Origin of the sequence: Exiguobacterium chiriqhucha RW-2, assembly GCF_000416965.1 — a bacterium.
Lineage (GTDB): Bacteria > Bacillota > Bacilli > Exiguobacteriales > Exiguobacteriaceae > Exiguobacterium > Exiguobacterium chiriqhucha.
In genome coordinates this window covers 82875-100589 of record NZ_ATCL01000009.1, presented here as the reverse complement: position 1 = coordinate 100589, position 17715 = coordinate 82875, and the positions used below count along the sequence as shown (strand labels likewise).

Here is a 17715-nt window from a genome sequence, read left to right as displayed (position 1 = left end):
GGTGAACCAAAACTACTCCAAATAAAAAAGGCCCGGGATAGCCCGGGCCTTGACGAAATTATTGTTTGACCGGTACGACCGCACCTTTGTACTCATCCAAGATCCACTGTTGTGTCTCTTCTGACGTGAGGACTTCAAGGAGTGCTTTGACGCGCTCATCATCTTCGTCGCCTTCACGTGTGACGATCAAGTTGACGTAAGGTGAATCTTCACCTTCGAGAGCGATTGCGTCTTCGAGTGGGTTGAGGCCGGCATCAATCGCGTAGTTCGTGTTGATGAGGACCGCGTCCCCTTCACCGTTGTTGAACGCTTGCGGGAGAAGTGCCGCTTCGACGTCCGTCTTGAACTCCAAGTTTTTCGGGTTGTCGACGATGTCTGAAACCGTCGCGTCCGTTGTCTTGCCGTCTGCGAGTGTGAGCAACCCTTCAGATTGAAGCATCGTGAGGATACGTCCGTGGTCAGCGACCGACGAACTCATGATGATTTCAGCGCCTTCTGGAAGCTCATCGAGTGACGCGTAGTCTTTCGAGTACACACCGATCGGCTCGATGTGAACGCCGCCGGCTGAAGCGAATTTGTAGTCTTTGTTTTCAGCCATTTGCGACTCGAGGTACGGCTCGTGTTGGAAGTAGTTCGCGTCCAACTCCCCGTCTGCGAGCGTCTTGTTCGGGAGGACGTAGTCTTGGAACTTTTTGATTTCGAGCGTATAGCCCTTCTCTTCGTATTCGTCTTGGACGTGCTCTAAAATCTCAGCGTGCGGGACGTTTGATGCGCCGACGACGAGTGTCTTGTCATCGCCTGAACCTGATTCTGAATCCCCACCGCCACAAGCCGCGAGAATCGTAAGTGCTGAAGCTGCCGTTAAACCGAGTACTGTTTTCCATGATTTCATTATAAAACCCCTCCAAATTTTCTATTTAGATTAAGCAGAACGCTTATCAATTACAGATACGAGTCGATCGCCGATGAACTGAATGACGAAGACGATGACCAAGATTAAGACGGTCGCGACGAACGTGACGTCACTTTGTGAACGCTGGAAGCCTTCAAGGAACGCCAAGTTCCCGAGTCCTCCACCGCCGACGACCCCTGCCATCGCCGTGTAACCGACGATCGCGACAATCGTGACCGTGATGCCTGACACGATGGCCGGCAATGCTTCTGGGAACAATACTTTATAGACGATCTGCCATTTTGTCGCACCCATCGATTCAGCCGCCTCGATGACGCCGCGGTCGACTTCGCGAAGCGCGAGCTCGACCATCCGCGCATAGAACGGGGCCGCACCGATGATAAGTGCCGGCAGTGCTGCCGTTGACCCGAGCATCGTCCCGACGACGAGTAGCGTGAACGGGATGAGCAAGATAATCAAAATGATGAACGGGATTGACCGGAAGATGTTGACGACCGCACTGATGACCGTGTAAATCGGACGGTTCTTCATCATGAGCGGCTCGTTTGTGACATATAGGAGCATCCCGAGGGCGAGACCGATGACGAACGTCGCGGCTCCGGCGACGAGCGTCATATAGAGCGTCTCCCACGTCTGTTCTAACATGACTTGCCAATCTACATTAGGAAACATCGCTTTCTACCTCCACTTCCACTGCCTGTGATCGGATTGAGGCGATGGCCCGCTCGACTTCAGCCGGCTCTCCGATCAATTGGATGAATAATGTCCCGAGGGCACCGACTTGTGACTGCGTCACGTTCCCGCCGATGATGTTGAAGCCGATGTCATGCTGCTTCAACACTTCCGACAGAATCGGTTGTTCGGCCGTCTCGTTCAAGAATTTGAGCTTGACGATTTGACCGCTCGGATAACGAGCTTTCAAATGTTCGAATGTGAGCGACATGTCTTCGACCGCGCCGATCTGCTTGACGAACTCTTTCGTGATCGGCTGTTCCGGATGTTGGAACACGTCGGCGACTTGTCCGGTCTCGACGACCTTTCCGGCCTCCATGACGGCGACACGGTGACAAATCTTTTGGATGACGTGCATCTCATGGGTGATGAGGACGATTGTCAAACCGAGTTTCTTGTTGATGCTGACGAGCAGTTCGAGAATCGAATCCGTCGTCTTCGGGTCGAGTGCGCTCGTCGCTTCATCGCAGAGGAGCACTTCTGGATTCGTAGCGAGCGCACGGGCTATCCCGACTCGCTGCTTTTGGCCGCCTGATAGTTGTGACGGATAGCTATCTTCTCGTCCGGCGAGGCCGACGAGCTCGACGAGTTCTTGGACGCGGCGTTTGCGCTCGCTCGCCGGTACCCCGATGAGCTCGAGCGGGAAGCTGATGTTCTCAGCGACTGTGCGCGACCATAACAAGTTGAAGTGTTGGAACACCATCGAGACGTTTTTACGTACCCCGCGCAGTTCCTTCGGCGTGAGCTTCGTCAGCTCGCTGCCGGCGACCACGATTTCACCGCTTGACGGTGCCTCGAGTCGGTTGAGCAAGCGGATGAGCGTCGACTTCCCCGCCCCTGAATATCCGATTATTCCAAAAATTTCGCCGCTTTCGATAGTAAGCGACACATCATCGACCGCCTGGACCCGACCGTTTTTCGTGTCGAACCATTTGGCCACATTGCGTAATTGAATCAATCCATTTCCCTCCTGACAACAAAAAAAGTACGCACGTTTGAGCAAACGTGCGTACTTTATCGTACGGACAACGATTGCTCTCATCTTCCAAGGTATACACCTTGCTGGAATTAGCACCATTTCGGATTGCTCCGCGGTTGCTGGGCGTCATAGGGCCAGTCCCTCAGCCTCTCTTGATAAGAGTGGTTGCGTATTTGATTAGCTTTATCATAGCGACACATTATTTTCATGTCAAACTATTTTTTTCAGCAAAATAAAAAAAGGTGCCATCCGAGGATGACACAGAACGTAGCACCTTGAGTCACTGAAGGACAACCCATAGATGAACCTCTTTTGCCCGATCAGAGCATTCATCCTTATATGGGGGATTTTTACCCAACCATCACTCGGTCTTCGAACGGACCATGCAATTACGCGACCGGTGCCCCGACGCTTGATTTTTTTGGGGGACAATCGAAGGGAAGGTCCACCTGAAATCGCGTAAGCTCATGCAGCGGTTGTTCGAAAACGTCTTGATGACGGGAAAATCTCGTCCTATGTTGTGTTCAAGTAAGATGTTGTAATGAATATATCATTCGTGAACTTTCTGTGTCAACTGATTATTTAAAATTTTCAGATTATTCTAATCATCCTATCTCATTTAACGAAAGATAGGACGTGCTGGACGTTTTGAAACGCGTACAAACGATCGCGAACTTGGCCATTCTCCAGCTTCAATAGCGCCGGAACGCTCATGACCTGATACGCCTCGAGCTCGTTCGGGATAAAGTTGGCATCGCGTTTTTCAATCTTCAATTCTGGGTCGACCGCCTCGACAACCGAGAGCATCCGCTCGGCCACGGCGCATGTACCGCACATTGGGGCGTATATATATAAGAATCCGTCTGTCATCATTTTGCTCACCTCTCTTCTAAGTATATGAATCCGGGCCAGTCGGTTCAAAAGTTGTGCTCAAATGGAAAATTCTGAACATTTCAACATTTTTTGTTGACGCTCGGCAGAAAGAGGCATAGTATGGTCATTAACTTTATCGCTTTTGTACATAACAGCAAACCAGTGGAAAAGGACAGGTGAATCCCCAATGACGGAAGAGAAGCTTACCGGAAAACAATTTTTAATGAACGTCTTGAACGGCCTCAGTCTTGCCATTCTCATCGCCCTCATCCCGAGCGCTTTGCTCGGTGAATTAACGAAAGCCATCTTGCCGTATTTTCCGTCCTTGCAGTTCATCTTAGATGCGACGACGATTGCGATGCGCCTCTTACCGGTCATCATCGGTGTCGCCGTCGCCATGCAGTTCGGACGCTCGGCGCTCGAGGCCGGGACGATCGGCATCGCGACCCAGGTCGGAAGTGGCGCCATCCGCGTCGAGGAAGGCACATTCCTCATGGCCGGAATCGGTGACGTCATCACGGCCGGTGTGACGGCCGCTCTCGCGACGTTTCTCGTCATGCAGTTGTCGCCACGCTTGAAGACATACACGGTGCTCGTCTTGCCGATGACGGTCATCGTCGTCGCTGGAGGCATCGGGGCGTTCCTGCTCACTTACATCTCACAGATCACGACGTACGTCGGAACAATCATCATGACGATGACGGAACTGCAACCGATCGTGATGGGCATGTTGATCGCGATGGCGTTCTCGCTCATCATCGTCTCGCCAATCTCGACGGTCGGGATCGCTACAGCCATCAGCCTGTCTGGTGTCGCTGCCGGGGCCGCCAACCTTGGCGTCGTCGCCGCCGGCTTCGGTCTCGCCATCGCCGGCTGGCAGATGAATGCGACCGGAACGTCAATCGCCCACTTCCTCGGCTCACCGAAGATTCAAATGGCCAACTTCGTCCGTCGTCCAATCATGATGCTACCGGTGCTCGCCAATGCAGCCATCCTCGGAGCACTCGCCGGGATCCTTCGAATCGAAGGCACACCGATCAGTGCCGGTTTCGGCGTCTCCGGTCTCATCGGTCCGGTCAACGCCTTACATTTGATGCCGGGAGGATTCGCGCTCTGGAACGTCATGCTCGTCGTCGTCTTGTTCGGGCTCATCCCAATCGCACTCGGGATTCTGTTCTATCGGTTGTTCAACCGGACGTCGCTCATCCAGCCTGATCATTACCGTCTCGACTTCGATTAATCAAAAAGACCCGGCTTCTCGTAAAGAGAAACCGGGTTTTGTTTAGCCTTGAATCATCGCTTCGTATTCTTCGGCTGACATGAGCTTGTCGACGTCAGACGCGTCGTTCAACTCGACTTCGATCATCCAAGCGCCTTCAAACGGTGCTTCGTTGACGAGTTCTGGTGAATCGGCAAGTGATTCGTTCACTGCTGTGATTTTCCCAGAGATCGGTGCGTAAAGCTCTGATACGGTCTTGACCGATTCAACCGAACCGAATGGCTCATCGAGTAAGATCGTGCCACCGACTTCAGGAAGTTCGACAAAGACGATATCCCCTAGTTCGCTTTGTGCGAAATCCGTGATCCCGATGCGGGCGACGCTTCCATTCACTTCCACCCATTCGTGCTCTTTTGAATAACGTAGATTGGCAGGTACTTTGCTCATCTTAACTTCCCCCTCAAATGAATTAGACTCACACGAGTATTATAGCACTTCGCCCCAAACGTCTGTAAACGACTTTTCTGAAAATCCGACAGTTGATTTTTGACCATCTGTCACGATTGGGCGCTTTAAAAGCATACCATTGCTCGCAAGAAGCTCGAGTTGTTCGTCTTCTGATAGATTTGGTAGCTTGTCTTTGATGCCTTCGTTCCGATACACTTGGCCGCTCGTATTGAAGAATTTTTTAAGCGGGAGACCCGACTGTTTCCATAGTTCAGCCAACTCGTCTTTCGACGGCGTCGCCTCGACGATATGGATATATGTATAGTCGATGCCGTTCTCTTTCAACCACTTCTCTGCTTTTTTACACGTACTGCATGGCGGATAGCCATATAGTGTCACCATGTTCATCACCTCTCCTGTTACTGTAGCATATTCCGATTCGTCGGTTCACGTTTCAAGCAAGCGCACAATCTCTTGCTTGAGCGCCGGATTGACCGAGTGGTGCGCCTCGATGTGGCGGAGGATGGCTGCGGCCGCCTCGACCGATTTTCCGTAACCGGGTAACCACTCCTGTAGACGTGCGACGAGCTCCGGATGTGTCCCTTCGACCCGTCGCGTCGGGTTGAACGGGTCGCTCGTCTCCCCGTACGCGATTAACACGTTGTTGACAGCCGCGACTTGAATGAGTTCGAAGCCAGCGAGCTGTTCACCGCGCCGTTCCCGGAGCAGTCCGACGTATAGGTTCGTCAGCGCTTCCTCGTAGCGATGTGCGGCGTCTGAAGGGCGTGTGACAAGCTTCGGCGTCGCAAACGTATCGAGCGCCTCGTCACGCTGCCAAACGACACGACCCGGTGTATAAGCGATTCCAGGCATCTCTACGATCTCGAACACGGCGAACTCGGCGTAAATGCCGTCCTCATACATGACCTTGTGCCCGTCTTTCGTGTTTTGGAACTGGTACGCCAACGGCTCGACCGCGAGCCAGTCCAAATTGTCGATGAAGCGGGCCTTATGCCCGTCCTCGACGATCAAAAAGAAATCGAGGTCCGAATAGTCGTCGAGCCGATCCATCTCAAGTCCAATTGAACCGAGCGCGAGGAGCATGAGCGTGCCCTCATGCTTGGCGACCGAGCGGCCGATTGCATCCATCCGTTCTAATAAGTCATCTCGTTTCATGCGTATCCCCTCCTTCGTCCATTGTATCGTCCGCAGACAGCAAAAAGAAAGGGCCGACCGCGTCCGGCCACCCTTTCTCTCGCTTGCTTATACGATGAACTTGTTCGCTTTGATGAGGCTCGCTGCGACTTCGCGCTTCGTGCCGATGACGTTGATCGGCTGATAGCGGCTGAACTTCTTCATCGCCGACAAGAGCATGCGCTGCTCGTCGCCCGATGCGGCCGCATACAAGACTTCTTTCGCCATGAGTTCGACTTGCTTGAACACTTGCTCGGCGAAGATTTCTGTATAGCGGACTTTCTGCTGGTTCTTCTCAGCGCCTGTGCGAGCGATGGCTTTCTCCGTCCGTGCGATGGCCGCTTCAAGCGCATAGATGGCGCTGATGATGTCGGCAATCTTCGCGAGGATCTCTTGCTCGTTTTGGAGGGCCTGCTGATATTTCTGGACGGCAGTTCCGGCAATCATCAAGTTGATTTTCTTCATGTTCGACAGAAGCATCTTCTCACGTGCGAGCGGCGTACCGTCAAGTTCTTGTGGCATGTAGCTCATGAGCTCTTTCTGGAGCTTCTGTGCTTCGGCGAGAAGCGGCAAGTCGCCTTTCATCGCTTTCTTAAGAAGCGTGCTCGGTACGATTAAGCGGTTGATTTCGTTCGTTCCTTCGAAGATGCGGTTGATGCGTGAGTCACGGTACAAGTTCTCGACTTCATATTCAGTCATGAAGCCGTAGCCGCCGTGGATTTGAACCGCTTCGTCGACGACGTAGTCAAACGTCTCCGAGGCGAACACTTTGTTGAGTGAACATTCAATCGCGTATTCGGCAATGGCTTGGGCAACTTTCGAACCGTCACGCATGTTGTCGTCGCCCAGCGCGTCGAGGCTGTCTTGGAACAGACCGCCCGTCCGGTAGACCGAGCTCTCCATCGCATAAATGTTCGCAGCCATCGTCGCGAGTTTCTCTTGGATGAGCGGGAACTGACTGATCGGTGTCTTGAACTGTTTGCGCTCGTTCGCGTACTGGACCGAAAGATCGAACGCACGTTTCGACGAACCGACCGCACCGACCGCAAGTTTGTAACGACCGACGTTCAAGATGTTGAAGGCGATGACGTGACCTTTGCCGATTTCTCCGAGGAGGTTGTCGACTGGGACTTCGACGTCTTCTAAGATGAGCGTCCGTGTCGATGAGCCTTTAATGCCCATCTTCTGTTCTTCGGCGCCTGTCGAGACACCTTTGAATTCACGCTCGACGATGAAGGCGCTGAACTTGTCGCCGTCGATTTTCGCGTAGACGACGAACACGTTCGCGAAACCAGCGTTCGTGATCCATTGTTTCTCCCCGTTCAAGACGTAGTGTGTGCCGGCCTCGTTCAAGACGGCCGTCGCTTTCGCACCGAGCGCGTCCGAGCCTGAGCCTGGCTCTGTGAGCGCGTAGGCGGCAATCCATTCGCCAGTTGCGAGTTTCGGCAAGTACTTATGCTTTTGCTCTTCTGTCCCGAAGAAGACGATCGGGAGCGTCCCGATGCCGACGTGGGCGCCGTAGCTGAGGGCGAATGAACGCGCTTTGGCGAATCGCTCTGTGATGATCGATGACGAGATTTTATCGAGCTGATAACCGCCATACTCTTCTGGCACGTCCGCGCCGAGGAGGCCGAGCTCGCCCGCTTCTTTCAACAGTTCGACCGAGAGATCGAACTCGTGTTTCTCGATGCGTCCAAGGACAGGCATGACACGGTCGTCGACGAAGCTCGCCGTCGTGTCGCCAATCATTTTGTGCTCATCTGAGAAGTCTTCCGGTGTGAACAAACGATCCGCGTCGAGTGCGTCGATGACGAAGCTACCGCCTTTAATCAATTCGTGTTCTGTACGTTCCATTGTCAATTCCCCCTTATAGTAATTCGAAGACGCCAGCAGCACCCATACCGCCACCGATGCACATCGTCACAACCCCATACTTTTCATTGCGTCGTTTCATCTCATGCAAGATCGAGACCGCGAGTTTCGCGCCCGTGCAACCGAGCGGATGCCCGAGAGCGATCGCGCCGCCATTGACGTTCACTTTCGACGGGTCGATCCCGAGTTCACGGATGACGCCGAGCGATTGGCTCGCGAACGCCTCGTTCAATTCAAACAATCCGACTTCTTCGAGCTTCACGCCGGCCATCTCGAGTGCTTTCGGAATGGCGACGACTGGCCCGATTCCCATCACTTCCGGACGGACACCGCCGACCGCGAACGAGAGGAATTTCGCCATCGGTTTCAAGCCTTGACGTTCGGCTTCTTCGCGCTCCATGACGAGCACGGCCGCTGCGCCGTCTGACACTTGTGACGCGTTCCCCGCCGTCACTGAACCCTTAATTTTAAACGCCGGGCGCAGTTTACCGAGCGCCTCGAGCGTCGAGTCGGCACGGACGCCTTCGTCATGTTTGACGACGAATTCACGTTCCGCGACTTTCCCGTCTTCGCCGAGCACTTGCTCGACGACCGTGACCGGGACGATCTCTTCTTCGAACTTGCCGCCCGCAATCGCCGCCGCCGCTTTTTGGTGGCTGTCGATCGCGAACAAGTCTTGGTCTTCGCGCGAGATGTTATATTCGGCCGCGACACGTTCTGCCGTGTGGCCCATGCTCATATAGTATTCCGGAGCCGTCTCCATGATCGTCGGGTTCGGACGGATGACGTGTCCGCCCATTGGGACGAGACTCATCGATTCCATACCGCCGGCGATGACCGCCGTCGCTTGGCCGATCATGATTTTCGCTGCCGCGTCGGCGATGGCTTGCAGACCTGACGAGCAATAACGGTTGATCGTGATGGCTGGTACTTCGTGCGACAAGCCGCCCCGGACGGCCGCGTAGCGGGCGATGTTCATCCCTTGTTCCGCTTCCGGCATGGCGCATCCCATGATGACGTCGTCGATTGGTCCCGTGTAGCCAGACCGCTCGAGCGTCGCTTTAATCGCATGACCCGCGAGTTCGTCCGAGCGAACATTTCGGAACGAACCGCGTTTTGCTTTTCCGACCGGCGTTCGTGCGCCGGCCACGATGACTGCTTCTCTCATCTGTTAAGTCCCCCTTTTGTCAGTTCCGAAGTGGCTTGCCTTTGACGAGCATATGTTGCATCCGTTGCTGCGATTTTGGTTCCCCGATGAGGCTTAGGAACGCCTCGCGCTCGATGTCGAGGAAGTACTGCTCGTCGACCATCGTGCCGTATGCCAAATCGCCGCCGCTGATGACGTGGGCAAGTTTTTTCGCAATCTTCAAATCGTGTTCAGAGATATAGCCACCGTAGAACATCTCGTACGCCGCGAGTTCGAGCGTCGCTTTCCCCGTTTGACCGACGACCGGCAACTTCTCACGAACCGGTGCCGTATAGCCGTCAGCGAGACCGAGTACCGTCTGTTTCGCATCGAACGTCAAGTGGTCGCGGTTCATCGAGATGCCGTCGACCGGACGGTGATAGCCGAGCGCTTTCGCGTCATAGGCCGACTTCGATACTTTCGCCATGGCAATGTTTTCAAACGTCTGTTGCGCCGCTTTCTCGATGTTTTGCATCGACTTCGGCGTCTGCTCGAGGAGTCGACGGTACGTGTTGACGTTTCCGCCCCCACCTGGGATGAGGCCGACACCGACTTCGACGAGACCCATATATGTCTCGAGCGCCGCCTGCATGCGTGCGGCCGGCAAGCTGATTTCTGTCCCACCGCCGAGCGTCATGCCGTAAGGCGCGACGACGACCGGGCGACCCGCATAGCGAATCTTCTGGACGACTTGTTGGAACTTGTTGATGATCCAGTCGAGTTCGTACCAGTTCTCGTCTTCCGCTTCCATGAGCATCATCGCGAGGTTGGCGCCGACACAGAAGTTCTTGCCGTCGTTGGCGAGGACGAGTCCTTTGAAGTCTGTCTCGACGAGGTCAATTGACTGTTCAATCATCTGCATGATATCGACACCGATCGCGTTGTTCGGTGACGTGAACTCGAGGGCGACGACGTCGTCTCCGATATCGATGAGGCGGGCCCCACCGTTCTCGAGCACGATGCCGTTCGATTTGGCGAGCGGCGCGAGTTTCACTTCTTTCGGGTTGACGGTCTTCTCAACGTACGTCTGTGACGCTTGGTCGTAATACTGGTCTCCCTTATAGAAAGATGTGTGTCCGGCAGCGAGCATCTCGTCGATCCACGCCGGGACGTCATAACCTTCCGCTTTCATGCGGGCGACCGATTTCTCGACACCGAGTGCGTCCCACGTCTCGAACGGTCCGAACTTCCAGCCGAAGCCCCACTTCATCGCGTCATCGATAGCGACGATCGAATCACTGATTTCGCCTGTGAGACGAGCCGAGTAGACGAGCGTCTTCGCCGTGACCGGCCAGAGCAGTTGTCCGATGCGTCCTTTGTTCAAGATGGCACCTTTCAACTTCGCTTTCGAGCCCGGGAGCGATTTGATTTGATCGAGCTCTGGGCCTGTAATCGCTTTCAATTGCTCGTACTCGAATGTGTGAAGGTTGAGTTCTTGGATGACTCTGCCGTCTTTCTTATAGAAGCCTTGTCCGGCCTTTTGACCGATCCAGCCCCTCTCGACGAGCGTCTTCATTTCAGTTGGGACGTCGAACGTGTCCTTCTCTTCACCTGCGTCGAGTGTCTCATAGACGTTACCAGCGACGTGGACGAACGTATCGATGCCGACGACGTCGAGCGTACGGAATGTCGCCGATTTTGGCCGGCCGATGAGCGGTCCGGTGATCGAGTCCATCTCGCCAATCGAGGCGTTCTGCTTGAGCATCTCTTCGAACGTGACGAGGAGTCCGTACGTACCGATGCGGTTACCGATGAAGTTCGGTGTGTCTTTCGCCTCGACGACGCCTTTCCCGAGACGGTCCTCCGCGAAGCGGGCCATGAAATCGATGACCGGACGTGCCGTCTGCTCCGTCGGGATGAGTTCGAGCAGTTTCAAATAACGTGGCGGGTTGAAGAAGTGTGTTCCGAGGAAACGTGTCTTCAAGCCTTCCGGCAATACGCTCGCCATCGCCTCGATCGAGATACCAGACGTGTTCGAGCTGAGAATCGCGTCTTCACGGATGTAAGGAACGATTTTCTCGAACAGCTGTTGTTTCACGTCGAGCCGTTCGACGACGACCTCGATGACCCAGTCCGCTTCCTTCAAGCGCTCGAGATCATCTTCTAAGTTCCCCACGTCGATGAAGTTCAAGTGCTCCGCTGTCGCGAGTGGTGCCGGGTTTTGTTTCAATAGCTTCTGACGGTTCTCGGAAGCGATGCGGTTCCGCACTTCTGGTGATTCGAGCGTGAGCCCTTTCGCTTCTTCTTTCGCCGTCAATTCACGTGGTACGATGTCGAGCATGAGCGAACGAATCCCCGCGTTCGCCAAGTGAGCCGCAATCCCCGCCCCCATTACTCCTGAACCGATGACGACCGCAAAACGGATATTGCTCGTCAAACGGAGGTCGGCTGATTGTTCGATGTGACTCGTCATATTGTTCCCCCCTCAATGAGAATGAATAGTGATTCATTTCAAGCGTAAAAAAAATCGCAATCACCATCGTGTTTACTCTTCTATCATAAATGAATGACAATTCATTCGCAAGCGTTCATTTTTCAAATTCGTTCCAATTTCACTGAGGACGATTTATTTCTCGGTCACTGTGGTATAGACACAAAGAGTCAATTTTAGAAAGGGGAATGTATACATGAGTGATAATCGTTTAAACACAGTGGGGAACCGACATGATTTTGAATCGTTCAAGAAGGACGGCCAAGAGCAGGCCCATCAACCGGGGATCGACTCGAAGATGGAGCCGTTCCCGATCTATGAGCGTGAAGGCTATAAAGGAAGCGATAAACTAAAAGATAAAGTGGCCATCATCACAGGAGGCGACTCGGGAATCGGGAAATCGGTCGCCATCTTCTTCGCCCACGAAGGCGCGAACACGGTCATCGTCTATAAAGATCAAAACGAGCTCGAGGACGCCGAGGCGACGAAAGAGCGCATCGAGGAACTCGGCCAAGCCTGTCTGTTGCTACAAGGGGACATCGGCGACTCGGCCTTCTGCCAAGACGTCGTCAAACAGACGATTGAGACGTTCGGACATTTGGACATCCTCGTCAACAATGCCGCCGAGCAACATCCACAAGAGTCGCTCCTCGACATCTCGGACGACCAACTCGAGCGCACGTTCCGGACGAACATCTTCAGCATGTTCTATTTGACGAAAGCCGCCCTTCCATACTTGAACGAAGGCGCGAGCATCATCAATACGACGTCAATCACGGCGTATGAAGGTAACGACCAATTGATTGACTATGCGTCGACGAAAGGTGCGATCACAGCGTTCACGCGTTCGCTCGCCAAGAACTTGGCCGAGAAGAAAATTCGCGTCAATGGCGTCGCACCAGGTCCGATTTGGACGCCGCTCATCCCAGCGACGTTCCCGGCAGAAAAAGTCGCCTCGTTCGGTGACTCGGCCGAGATGAAACGTCCGGGCCAACCAGCGGAACTCGCCCCGGCTTACGTCTATCTCGCGAGCGACGACTCGACATACGTCAGCGGGCAGGTCATGCACGTCAACGGTGGTACGGTCATCAACGGATAATATTGTCGCAGGCCCAGTGTTCAGTCACTGGGCCTTTTGTATGGAAAATTCATCCATCCTATGTTAGCGTAATTTGCAGGCGTCAACTTGTCATTTAGACGATTATACGGAAGAAAGGAGCCAACGCTTGATGATTCATTTTCAATTGACAAAAGATGATTTTTTCGCCTTACAAAAAAACTTCATCGAAAATTCCGATTATCATAAAGGAAGAGCGAGACGCGTCACGATTGTATTGATGTTGCTTACAGTATTATGGGGATTCTTGCTCGCAATTTTTTTGTTACCTCAAACGATTTCTGTCCCTCTATTTCTCGGACTCGCCATCGGTTCAAGTTTGTTCCTAGCGCTTCTATTGTTTCCCTTCTTAAAAAAAGCGTATGTAAACATCACACTTTGGCAATTCCGCTATCTACTGAACCAAGAGACGAAATGGCCACGTGACATCACCTTGTACATCAATGAGCACGGGATTGAGCGCAACTCGCTTCACAACAATGTGAATAAACGGCTTCAAGTCGCATGGGAAGCGATTGAACGAGTAAGTGGCGATGAGAAAAATCATTATCTATATGTGGAAGCAAGAGATACGATTGTTGTCCCGAAGCAACACCATATGCTGAGCGAGACGGAACAAATTAAGATTAATGACCTGTTACAAAAACACTTAAATATCACACTCTGATTTTCTATGTGATCTGAAGACAGACATGGTCCGATGTTTCTGAACGTACACGTATATGATTTAATCAGAAAGGAGTACCTCAAATGATCACCGCATATAAAATGACGCTTGAAGATGTTCTATCATTTCAACAAGACATGATTTACCATTCACCTCAACATAAGAAGAGCCGCAAAATATGGTTGACTGTCATGAGTATCCCCGCATTCCTACTCGGATATTTAGCAACAACCTTTATTCTACCCCGGTCCGAGTCAATCGTTTTATTTTTACTCACTGTAATCGGTGTAGGTATTTTGTTCGCGCTGTTGCTCAGACCCCTCCTTAAAGATTTATATGCACCATTCGTCCTTCGGCAATTTCGTCTAGTTAATAAAGACAGTGCCTGGCCAACAGACATCACGCTTCAACTTTCTGATACGCACATCGAAATGCAGGCCATTCGTGGCAACATCCATCGAACAACTCAAGTCCCATGGACATCCATTCTCAAAGTGAACGAGAACGAGACGCATCGCTTCCTCTATTACGAAGAAGATGAGGCGTTGATTATCCCGAAAGTGAAAAATGGAGTCACAGAAGTCGAACAGAGTGAAATCGAGCGGATCCTCGACAAACATATGAACACAGAAAAGCACACGAGTTCACGTTGAACCCGTGTGCTTGTTTCATTTCTTGACCATTCCTTTTAACACGAACGCAACGTTCGCCGGACGTTCTGCGAGGCGGCGCATGAAGTAGCCATACCAGTCACGGCCGTATGGCACGTAGACGCGGACTTTATAGCCTTGGCGAACGAGCTCGAGTTGACGCTCGACCCGGATGCCGTACAGCATTTGGAACTCGAACTGGTCGAGTGGGATGTTGTTCAGTTTCACATGTTCGATGACCGCATCGATCATGTGGTCGTCATGTGTCGCGATAGAAGCGTAGTTCCCGTTCGCAAGATGGAGTTTGACGAGCTTCAAGTAGTTGTGGTCGACGTCTTCCTTTTCCGGGAATGCGACCGTCGCCGGCTCTTTGTATGCCCCTTTAACGATCCGGAGGTTCGGCTTGAGCGGTGCGAGATGGTTGATGTCGTCTTCCGAGCGGTACAAGTACGACTGGATGACCGTCCCGAGCCCGTCGAAGTCAGCTTTCAACTTCTTGAATAAGTCGAGCGTCTTCTCGCAGCGTGTCTCGTCTTCCATGTCGATAGCAACGAACACACCGACCGCTTGAGCCGTCGTCAAGATTTGACGCATGTTGTCTTCAATCAACTCGTCCGAGATGTCGAATCCGAGTGACGTCAGTTTGAGTGACATGTAGGCGTCGAGTTTCTCTTCTGCCATAATTTCAATCGCCCGGATAATTTCATCACGGTTCTCGTTCGCTTCCGCGACCGTCGTGATGAACTCCCCTAAATGGTCGACCGTGACCGATAATCCTTTCGCGTTCAACTCGCGAATCGTCGGTACCGACGTCTTAAAATCTTCCCCCGCCACAAAGCGCGAAGCCCCGAACCGAAGCCCGTATTTTTTAGCCAAACTGTTGAGTGTTTTGTTTTGAGACATGTAGATAAATCCATCGCGCAACACTTTTTCCATCTGATTTTCCCCCTTACGTTTACACCCATCTATCTCTATGACGATGTCTGAAATTATTATGACATACAAACGTCAATTCGTCTGTAATTTTGTAATCGTTTTCAGGATTTCATTTCCCTCTATTCAGAAAAAACAGACGCCCAGCAGGACGTCCGTTTCACAGGCCCGTATTCGGTGCCACATAGAGCAAGATACTAAGGAAAACGAACACGCTTCCGGCTAGGACGAACAAGTGCCAAATCGCATGGTTGAACGGCAACTTCTGCCATACGTAGAAGATGATCCCGACCGAATAGGCGATCCCTCCGGCGAGGAGCAACATGAAGCCGTTATGACCGAGCGACTCGTACAGCGGGCGGATGGCGATGACACAAATCCAGCCGAGGCCGAGATAGGTCACGTTCGACACCCACATGTATTTCCCCGTCGAGAACAACTTCCAGACAATACCTAGCACGGCGACGCCCCAAACGATCCCGAACAACGTCCAGCCGAGCGTCCCTTTGAGCGACACGAGCGCGAACGGCGTATAACTCCCCGCAATGAGTAAGTAAATCCCGGCATGGTCGAACACTTGGAGCACGCGCTTCGCCCGTGGGTGCGGAATCGCATGCATGAGTGTCGAGAACAGATACAGTAAAATCATCGATGCCCCGAACACGCTCACCGCGATGACATTACCTGTGCTTCCCGTCTCGGTTGCCGTCATGACAAGCAGAACGAATGCGACGATGCTAAAGATGACGCCAAGCCCGTGGGTGATGGCGCTCGCAATCTCTTCTCCAAGCGTATCGGCATGGAGCATGTCTTTTAGCTTCTCTTGATCCATTCAGGTCCCACCTTTCAAATCTATTCCTCTAGTATGGTCATTTCCCGATTTCAACGCAAATAAAAACATGGGCCGAAGCGACCCATGTCTGTGAATTATGCGACTTCCTTCACCGGAACGTCACATTCCATATTTTGTGCTCGCATCGCTTTCGCGCGCATGTGGAACAAGACGAGCAACGTGATCGTCCCGATGGTAGCGATGACGTACGGGATGACCCCATCCATCTTGAAGCCGATCGGTGCTGTCAAAATGTAGAACCAGACGGCATACAACATGAACGTCCCTGGGATGAGCGCGATATAGTGGTTGCGCCCTTTGATGTACAAGTACATCGCCCCGACGAACAAGGCGATGACCGCCGTCGTCTGGTTGGCCCAGTTGAAGTATTGCCAGAGCATCTGGAAGTCCATGTTCGTGAGCGCGTATGAGATCACGAAGAGTGGAAGTGCGATCCAAAGGCGTGACGAGAATTTCTTCTGCGCGATGCTCATGTAGTCGGCGATAATCATCCGCGCGCTACGGAACGCCGTGTCACCTGACGTGATTGGCAAGACGATGACACCGAGGATGGCGAGTGTGCCGCCGATGCTGCCGAGCATGAGTGTCGCCACTTCTTGAACGACGAGTGCCGGTGTACCCGTTTGAATCAGCCCGAGCAATTCGCCTGGCTCAAAGATGGCCATGGCTGCAGCGGCCCAAATCATGGCGATGACCGCTTCGACAATCATCATGCCATAGAAGATTTCACGGCCATTGCTTTCTTTCATCGTCGTCCGCGAGATGATCGGCGACTGCGTGGCGTGGAAACCAGACAACGCCCCACACGAGATGGTGAAGAAGAGGAGCGGCCAAATCGGCAAGCCATCCGGATGCATGTTCGTGAGTGTCATCTCTGGAATCTGGTAGCCTTGTGCGAACAGGCTGACAGCGATCCCGACGGCGCTGATCATGAGGAGCGCCCCGAAGAACGGATAGATGCGTCCGATGATTTTATCGACCGGAAGGAGCGTCGCCAAGATGTAGTAGGCGAACACGGCGAAGATGACGATCGTGAGCGTCGTCGCATTGCCGTCGAACAAGTTGTTGATCATGTTACTCGGTGACGTGACGAATACTGTCCCGACCAAGAGTAAAAGCAAAAGTGCGAACCCGTTGACGACGTGGCGGAGCGAGCGGCCGAGGAACTTCTCAGCGAGCTGCGGCAAGTGCGCTCCGTTGTTACGAAGCGAGATCATGCCCGTCAAATAGTCGTGTACCGCTCCCGCGAAAATCGACCCGAAGACGATCCATAGGAACGCGACCGGTCCGTAGAGAGCCCCCATGATTGGTCCGAAAATCGGCCCGACACCGGCGATGTTCAACAGTTGAATCATCGAGTTCCGTTTTTTCCCCATCGGCACGTAATCGATGCCGTCCTGTGACGCATAGGCAGGTGTCGTCCGCTCTTCTTTGATGCCGAACGTCTTCTCGACATAGCTGCCGTACACTTTGTACCCGACGAATAAAATCGCCAAGGCAATAAAGAATGTAATCATGTGTGCTGTCCCCTTTTGTACATATGTAGCCGATCCCCGTCGGCCCCGAAAAAATGAATCCCGTTGTTTTACACGTATAATGTAAACGCTTACGTGACTGATTATACAGGAGTTCCCAAAATTTTGTAAGGG

Annotated in this window: 17 protein-coding genes and 1 riboswitch; of the genes, 4 read left to right on the top strand and 13 right to left on the bottom strand. The window is 52.9% G+C overall.

The features are described 5' to 3' along the window. Nucleotides 1-58: 58 nt before the first annotated feature. From M467_RS17765 to M467_RS17750, 4 genes are all read right to left on the bottom strand, one after another. Nucleotides 59-892 carry a MetQ/NlpA family ABC transporter substrate-binding protein gene (locus tag M467_RS17765; protein ID WP_021065493.1) on the bottom strand — a complete coding sequence of 278 codons (834 nt, stop codon included), beginning with the start codon at nucleotides 890-892 and terminating at the stop codon, nucleotides 59-61. Between the two features lie 30 nt (nucleotides 893-922). Continuing rightward, complete coding sequence (locus M467_RS17760) at nucleotides 923-1585, bottom strand: methionine ABC transporter permease (RefSeq protein ID WP_021065492.1); 663 nt, start codon at nucleotides 1583-1585, stop codon at nucleotides 923-925. Then, nucleotides 1575-2603 (bottom strand): methionine ABC transporter ATP-binding protein, encoded by a 1029-nt coding sequence (locus M467_RS17755; protein ID WP_021065491.1) that lies wholly within the window; start codon nucleotides 2601-2603, stop codon nucleotides 1575-1577. The genes M467_RS17760 and M467_RS17755 overlap by 11 nt, the downstream gene beginning before the upstream one ends. A gap of 77 nt (nucleotides 2604-2680) precedes the next feature. Continuing rightward, a riboswitch (SAM riboswitch) is annotated at nucleotides 2681-2786 on the bottom strand. A 453-nt stretch (nucleotides 2787-3239) separates the two neighbouring features. Beyond that, the gene (locus M467_RS17750; protein ID WP_021065490.1) at nucleotides 3240-3497 is read right to left on the bottom strand and encodes a thioredoxin family protein; all 258 of its coding nucleotides are present in this window, start codon (nucleotides 3495-3497) and stop codon (nucleotides 3240-3242) included. A 187-nt stretch (nucleotides 3498-3684) separates the two neighbouring features. Here M467_RS17750 and M467_RS17745 point away from each other — a divergent pair, with 187 nt between their 5' ends. Next, on the top strand, nucleotides 3685-4737 hold the full coding sequence (locus M467_RS17745; protein ID WP_021065489.1) for a PTS sugar transporter subunit IIC: 1053 nt from the start codon (nucleotides 3685-3687) through the stop codon (nucleotides 4735-4737). 42 nt (nucleotides 4738-4779) lie between these two features. Here M467_RS17745 and gcvH read toward each other — a convergent pair whose 3' ends face one another. The 6 genes from gcvH to M467_RS17715 form a co-directional block, all read right to left on the bottom strand. Next, on the bottom strand, nucleotides 4780-5163 hold the full coding sequence (gcvH, locus tag M467_RS17740) for a glycine cleavage system protein GcvH (protein WP_021065488.1): 384 nt from the start codon (nucleotides 5161-5163) through the stop codon (nucleotides 4780-4782). A 39-nt stretch (nucleotides 5164-5202) separates the two neighbouring features. Further along, entirely contained in the window at nucleotides 5203-5565 is a 363-nt protein-coding gene (locus M467_RS17735) for an arsenate reductase family protein (RefSeq protein ID WP_021065487.1), read from the bottom strand. A 45-nt stretch (nucleotides 5566-5610) separates the two neighbouring features. Further along, nucleotides 5611-6339 carry a hypothetical protein gene (locus tag M467_RS17730; RefSeq protein ID WP_021065486.1) on the bottom strand — a complete coding sequence of 243 codons (729 nt, stop codon included), beginning with the start codon at nucleotides 6337-6339 and terminating at the stop codon, nucleotides 5611-5613. A gap of 87 nt (nucleotides 6340-6426) precedes the next feature. Further along, nucleotides 6427-8211, bottom strand: a complete 1785-nt coding sequence (locus M467_RS17725) for an acyl-CoA dehydrogenase family protein (protein WP_021065485.1) — start codon at nucleotides 8209-8211, stop codon at nucleotides 6427-6429. A gap of 13 nt (nucleotides 8212-8224) precedes the next feature. Beyond that, complete coding sequence (locus tag M467_RS17720; RefSeq protein ID WP_021065484.1) at nucleotides 8225-9397, bottom strand: acetyl-CoA C-acetyltransferase; 1173 nt, start codon at nucleotides 9395-9397, stop codon at nucleotides 8225-8227. A gap of 19 nt (nucleotides 9398-9416) precedes the next feature. Continuing rightward, nucleotides 9417-11828 (bottom strand): 3-hydroxyacyl-CoA dehydrogenase/enoyl-CoA hydratase family protein, encoded by a 2412-nt coding sequence (locus M467_RS17715; RefSeq protein WP_021065483.1) that lies wholly within the window; start codon nucleotides 11826-11828, stop codon nucleotides 9417-9419. Nucleotides 11829-12042: 214 nt separating this feature from the next. On the opposite strand from M467_RS17715, the gene M467_RS17710 reads away from it, so the two are divergent. The 3 genes from M467_RS17710 (at nucleotide 12043) to M467_RS17700 (ending at nucleotide 14283) form a co-directional block, all read left to right on the top strand. Next, the gene (locus tag M467_RS17710; RefSeq protein WP_021065482.1) at nucleotides 12043-12945 is read left to right on the top strand and encodes an SDR family oxidoreductase; all 903 of its coding nucleotides are present in this window, start codon (nucleotides 12043-12045) and stop codon (nucleotides 12943-12945) included. 130 nt (nucleotides 12946-13075) lie between these two features. Beyond that, nucleotides 13076-13630, top strand: a complete 555-nt coding sequence (locus tag M467_RS17705; RefSeq protein ID WP_021065481.1) for a hypothetical protein — start codon at nucleotides 13076-13078, stop codon at nucleotides 13628-13630. Nucleotides 13631-13713: 83 nt separating this feature from the next. Continuing rightward, the gene (locus M467_RS17700) at nucleotides 13714-14283 is read left to right on the top strand and encodes a YcxB family protein (RefSeq protein ID WP_021065480.1); all 570 of its coding nucleotides are present in this window, start codon (nucleotides 13714-13716) and stop codon (nucleotides 14281-14283) included. Nucleotides 14284-14298: 15 nt separating this feature from the next. On the opposite strand, the gene M467_RS17695 is transcribed toward M467_RS17700, so the two are convergent. The 3 genes from M467_RS17695 to M467_RS17685 all read right to left on the bottom strand — a co-directional run bounded on the left by M467_RS17695 (nucleotide 14299) and on the right by M467_RS17685 (nucleotide 17583). Next, nucleotides 14299-15216, bottom strand: a complete 918-nt coding sequence (locus M467_RS17695) for a proline dehydrogenase family protein (protein ID WP_021065479.1) — start codon at nucleotides 15214-15216, stop codon at nucleotides 14299-14301. 157 nt (nucleotides 15217-15373) lie between these two features. Next, nucleotides 15374-16045 carry a PAQR family membrane homeostasis protein TrhA gene (trhA, locus tag M467_RS17690; RefSeq protein ID WP_021065478.1) on the bottom strand — a complete coding sequence of 224 codons (672 nt, stop codon included), beginning with the start codon at nucleotides 16043-16045 and terminating at the stop codon, nucleotides 15374-15376. Between the two features lie 95 nt (nucleotides 16046-16140). Further along, entirely contained in the window at nucleotides 16141-17583 is a 1443-nt protein-coding gene (locus M467_RS17685; RefSeq protein WP_021065477.1) for a carbon starvation CstA family protein, read from the bottom strand. Nucleotides 17584-17715 lie beyond the last annotated feature (132 nt).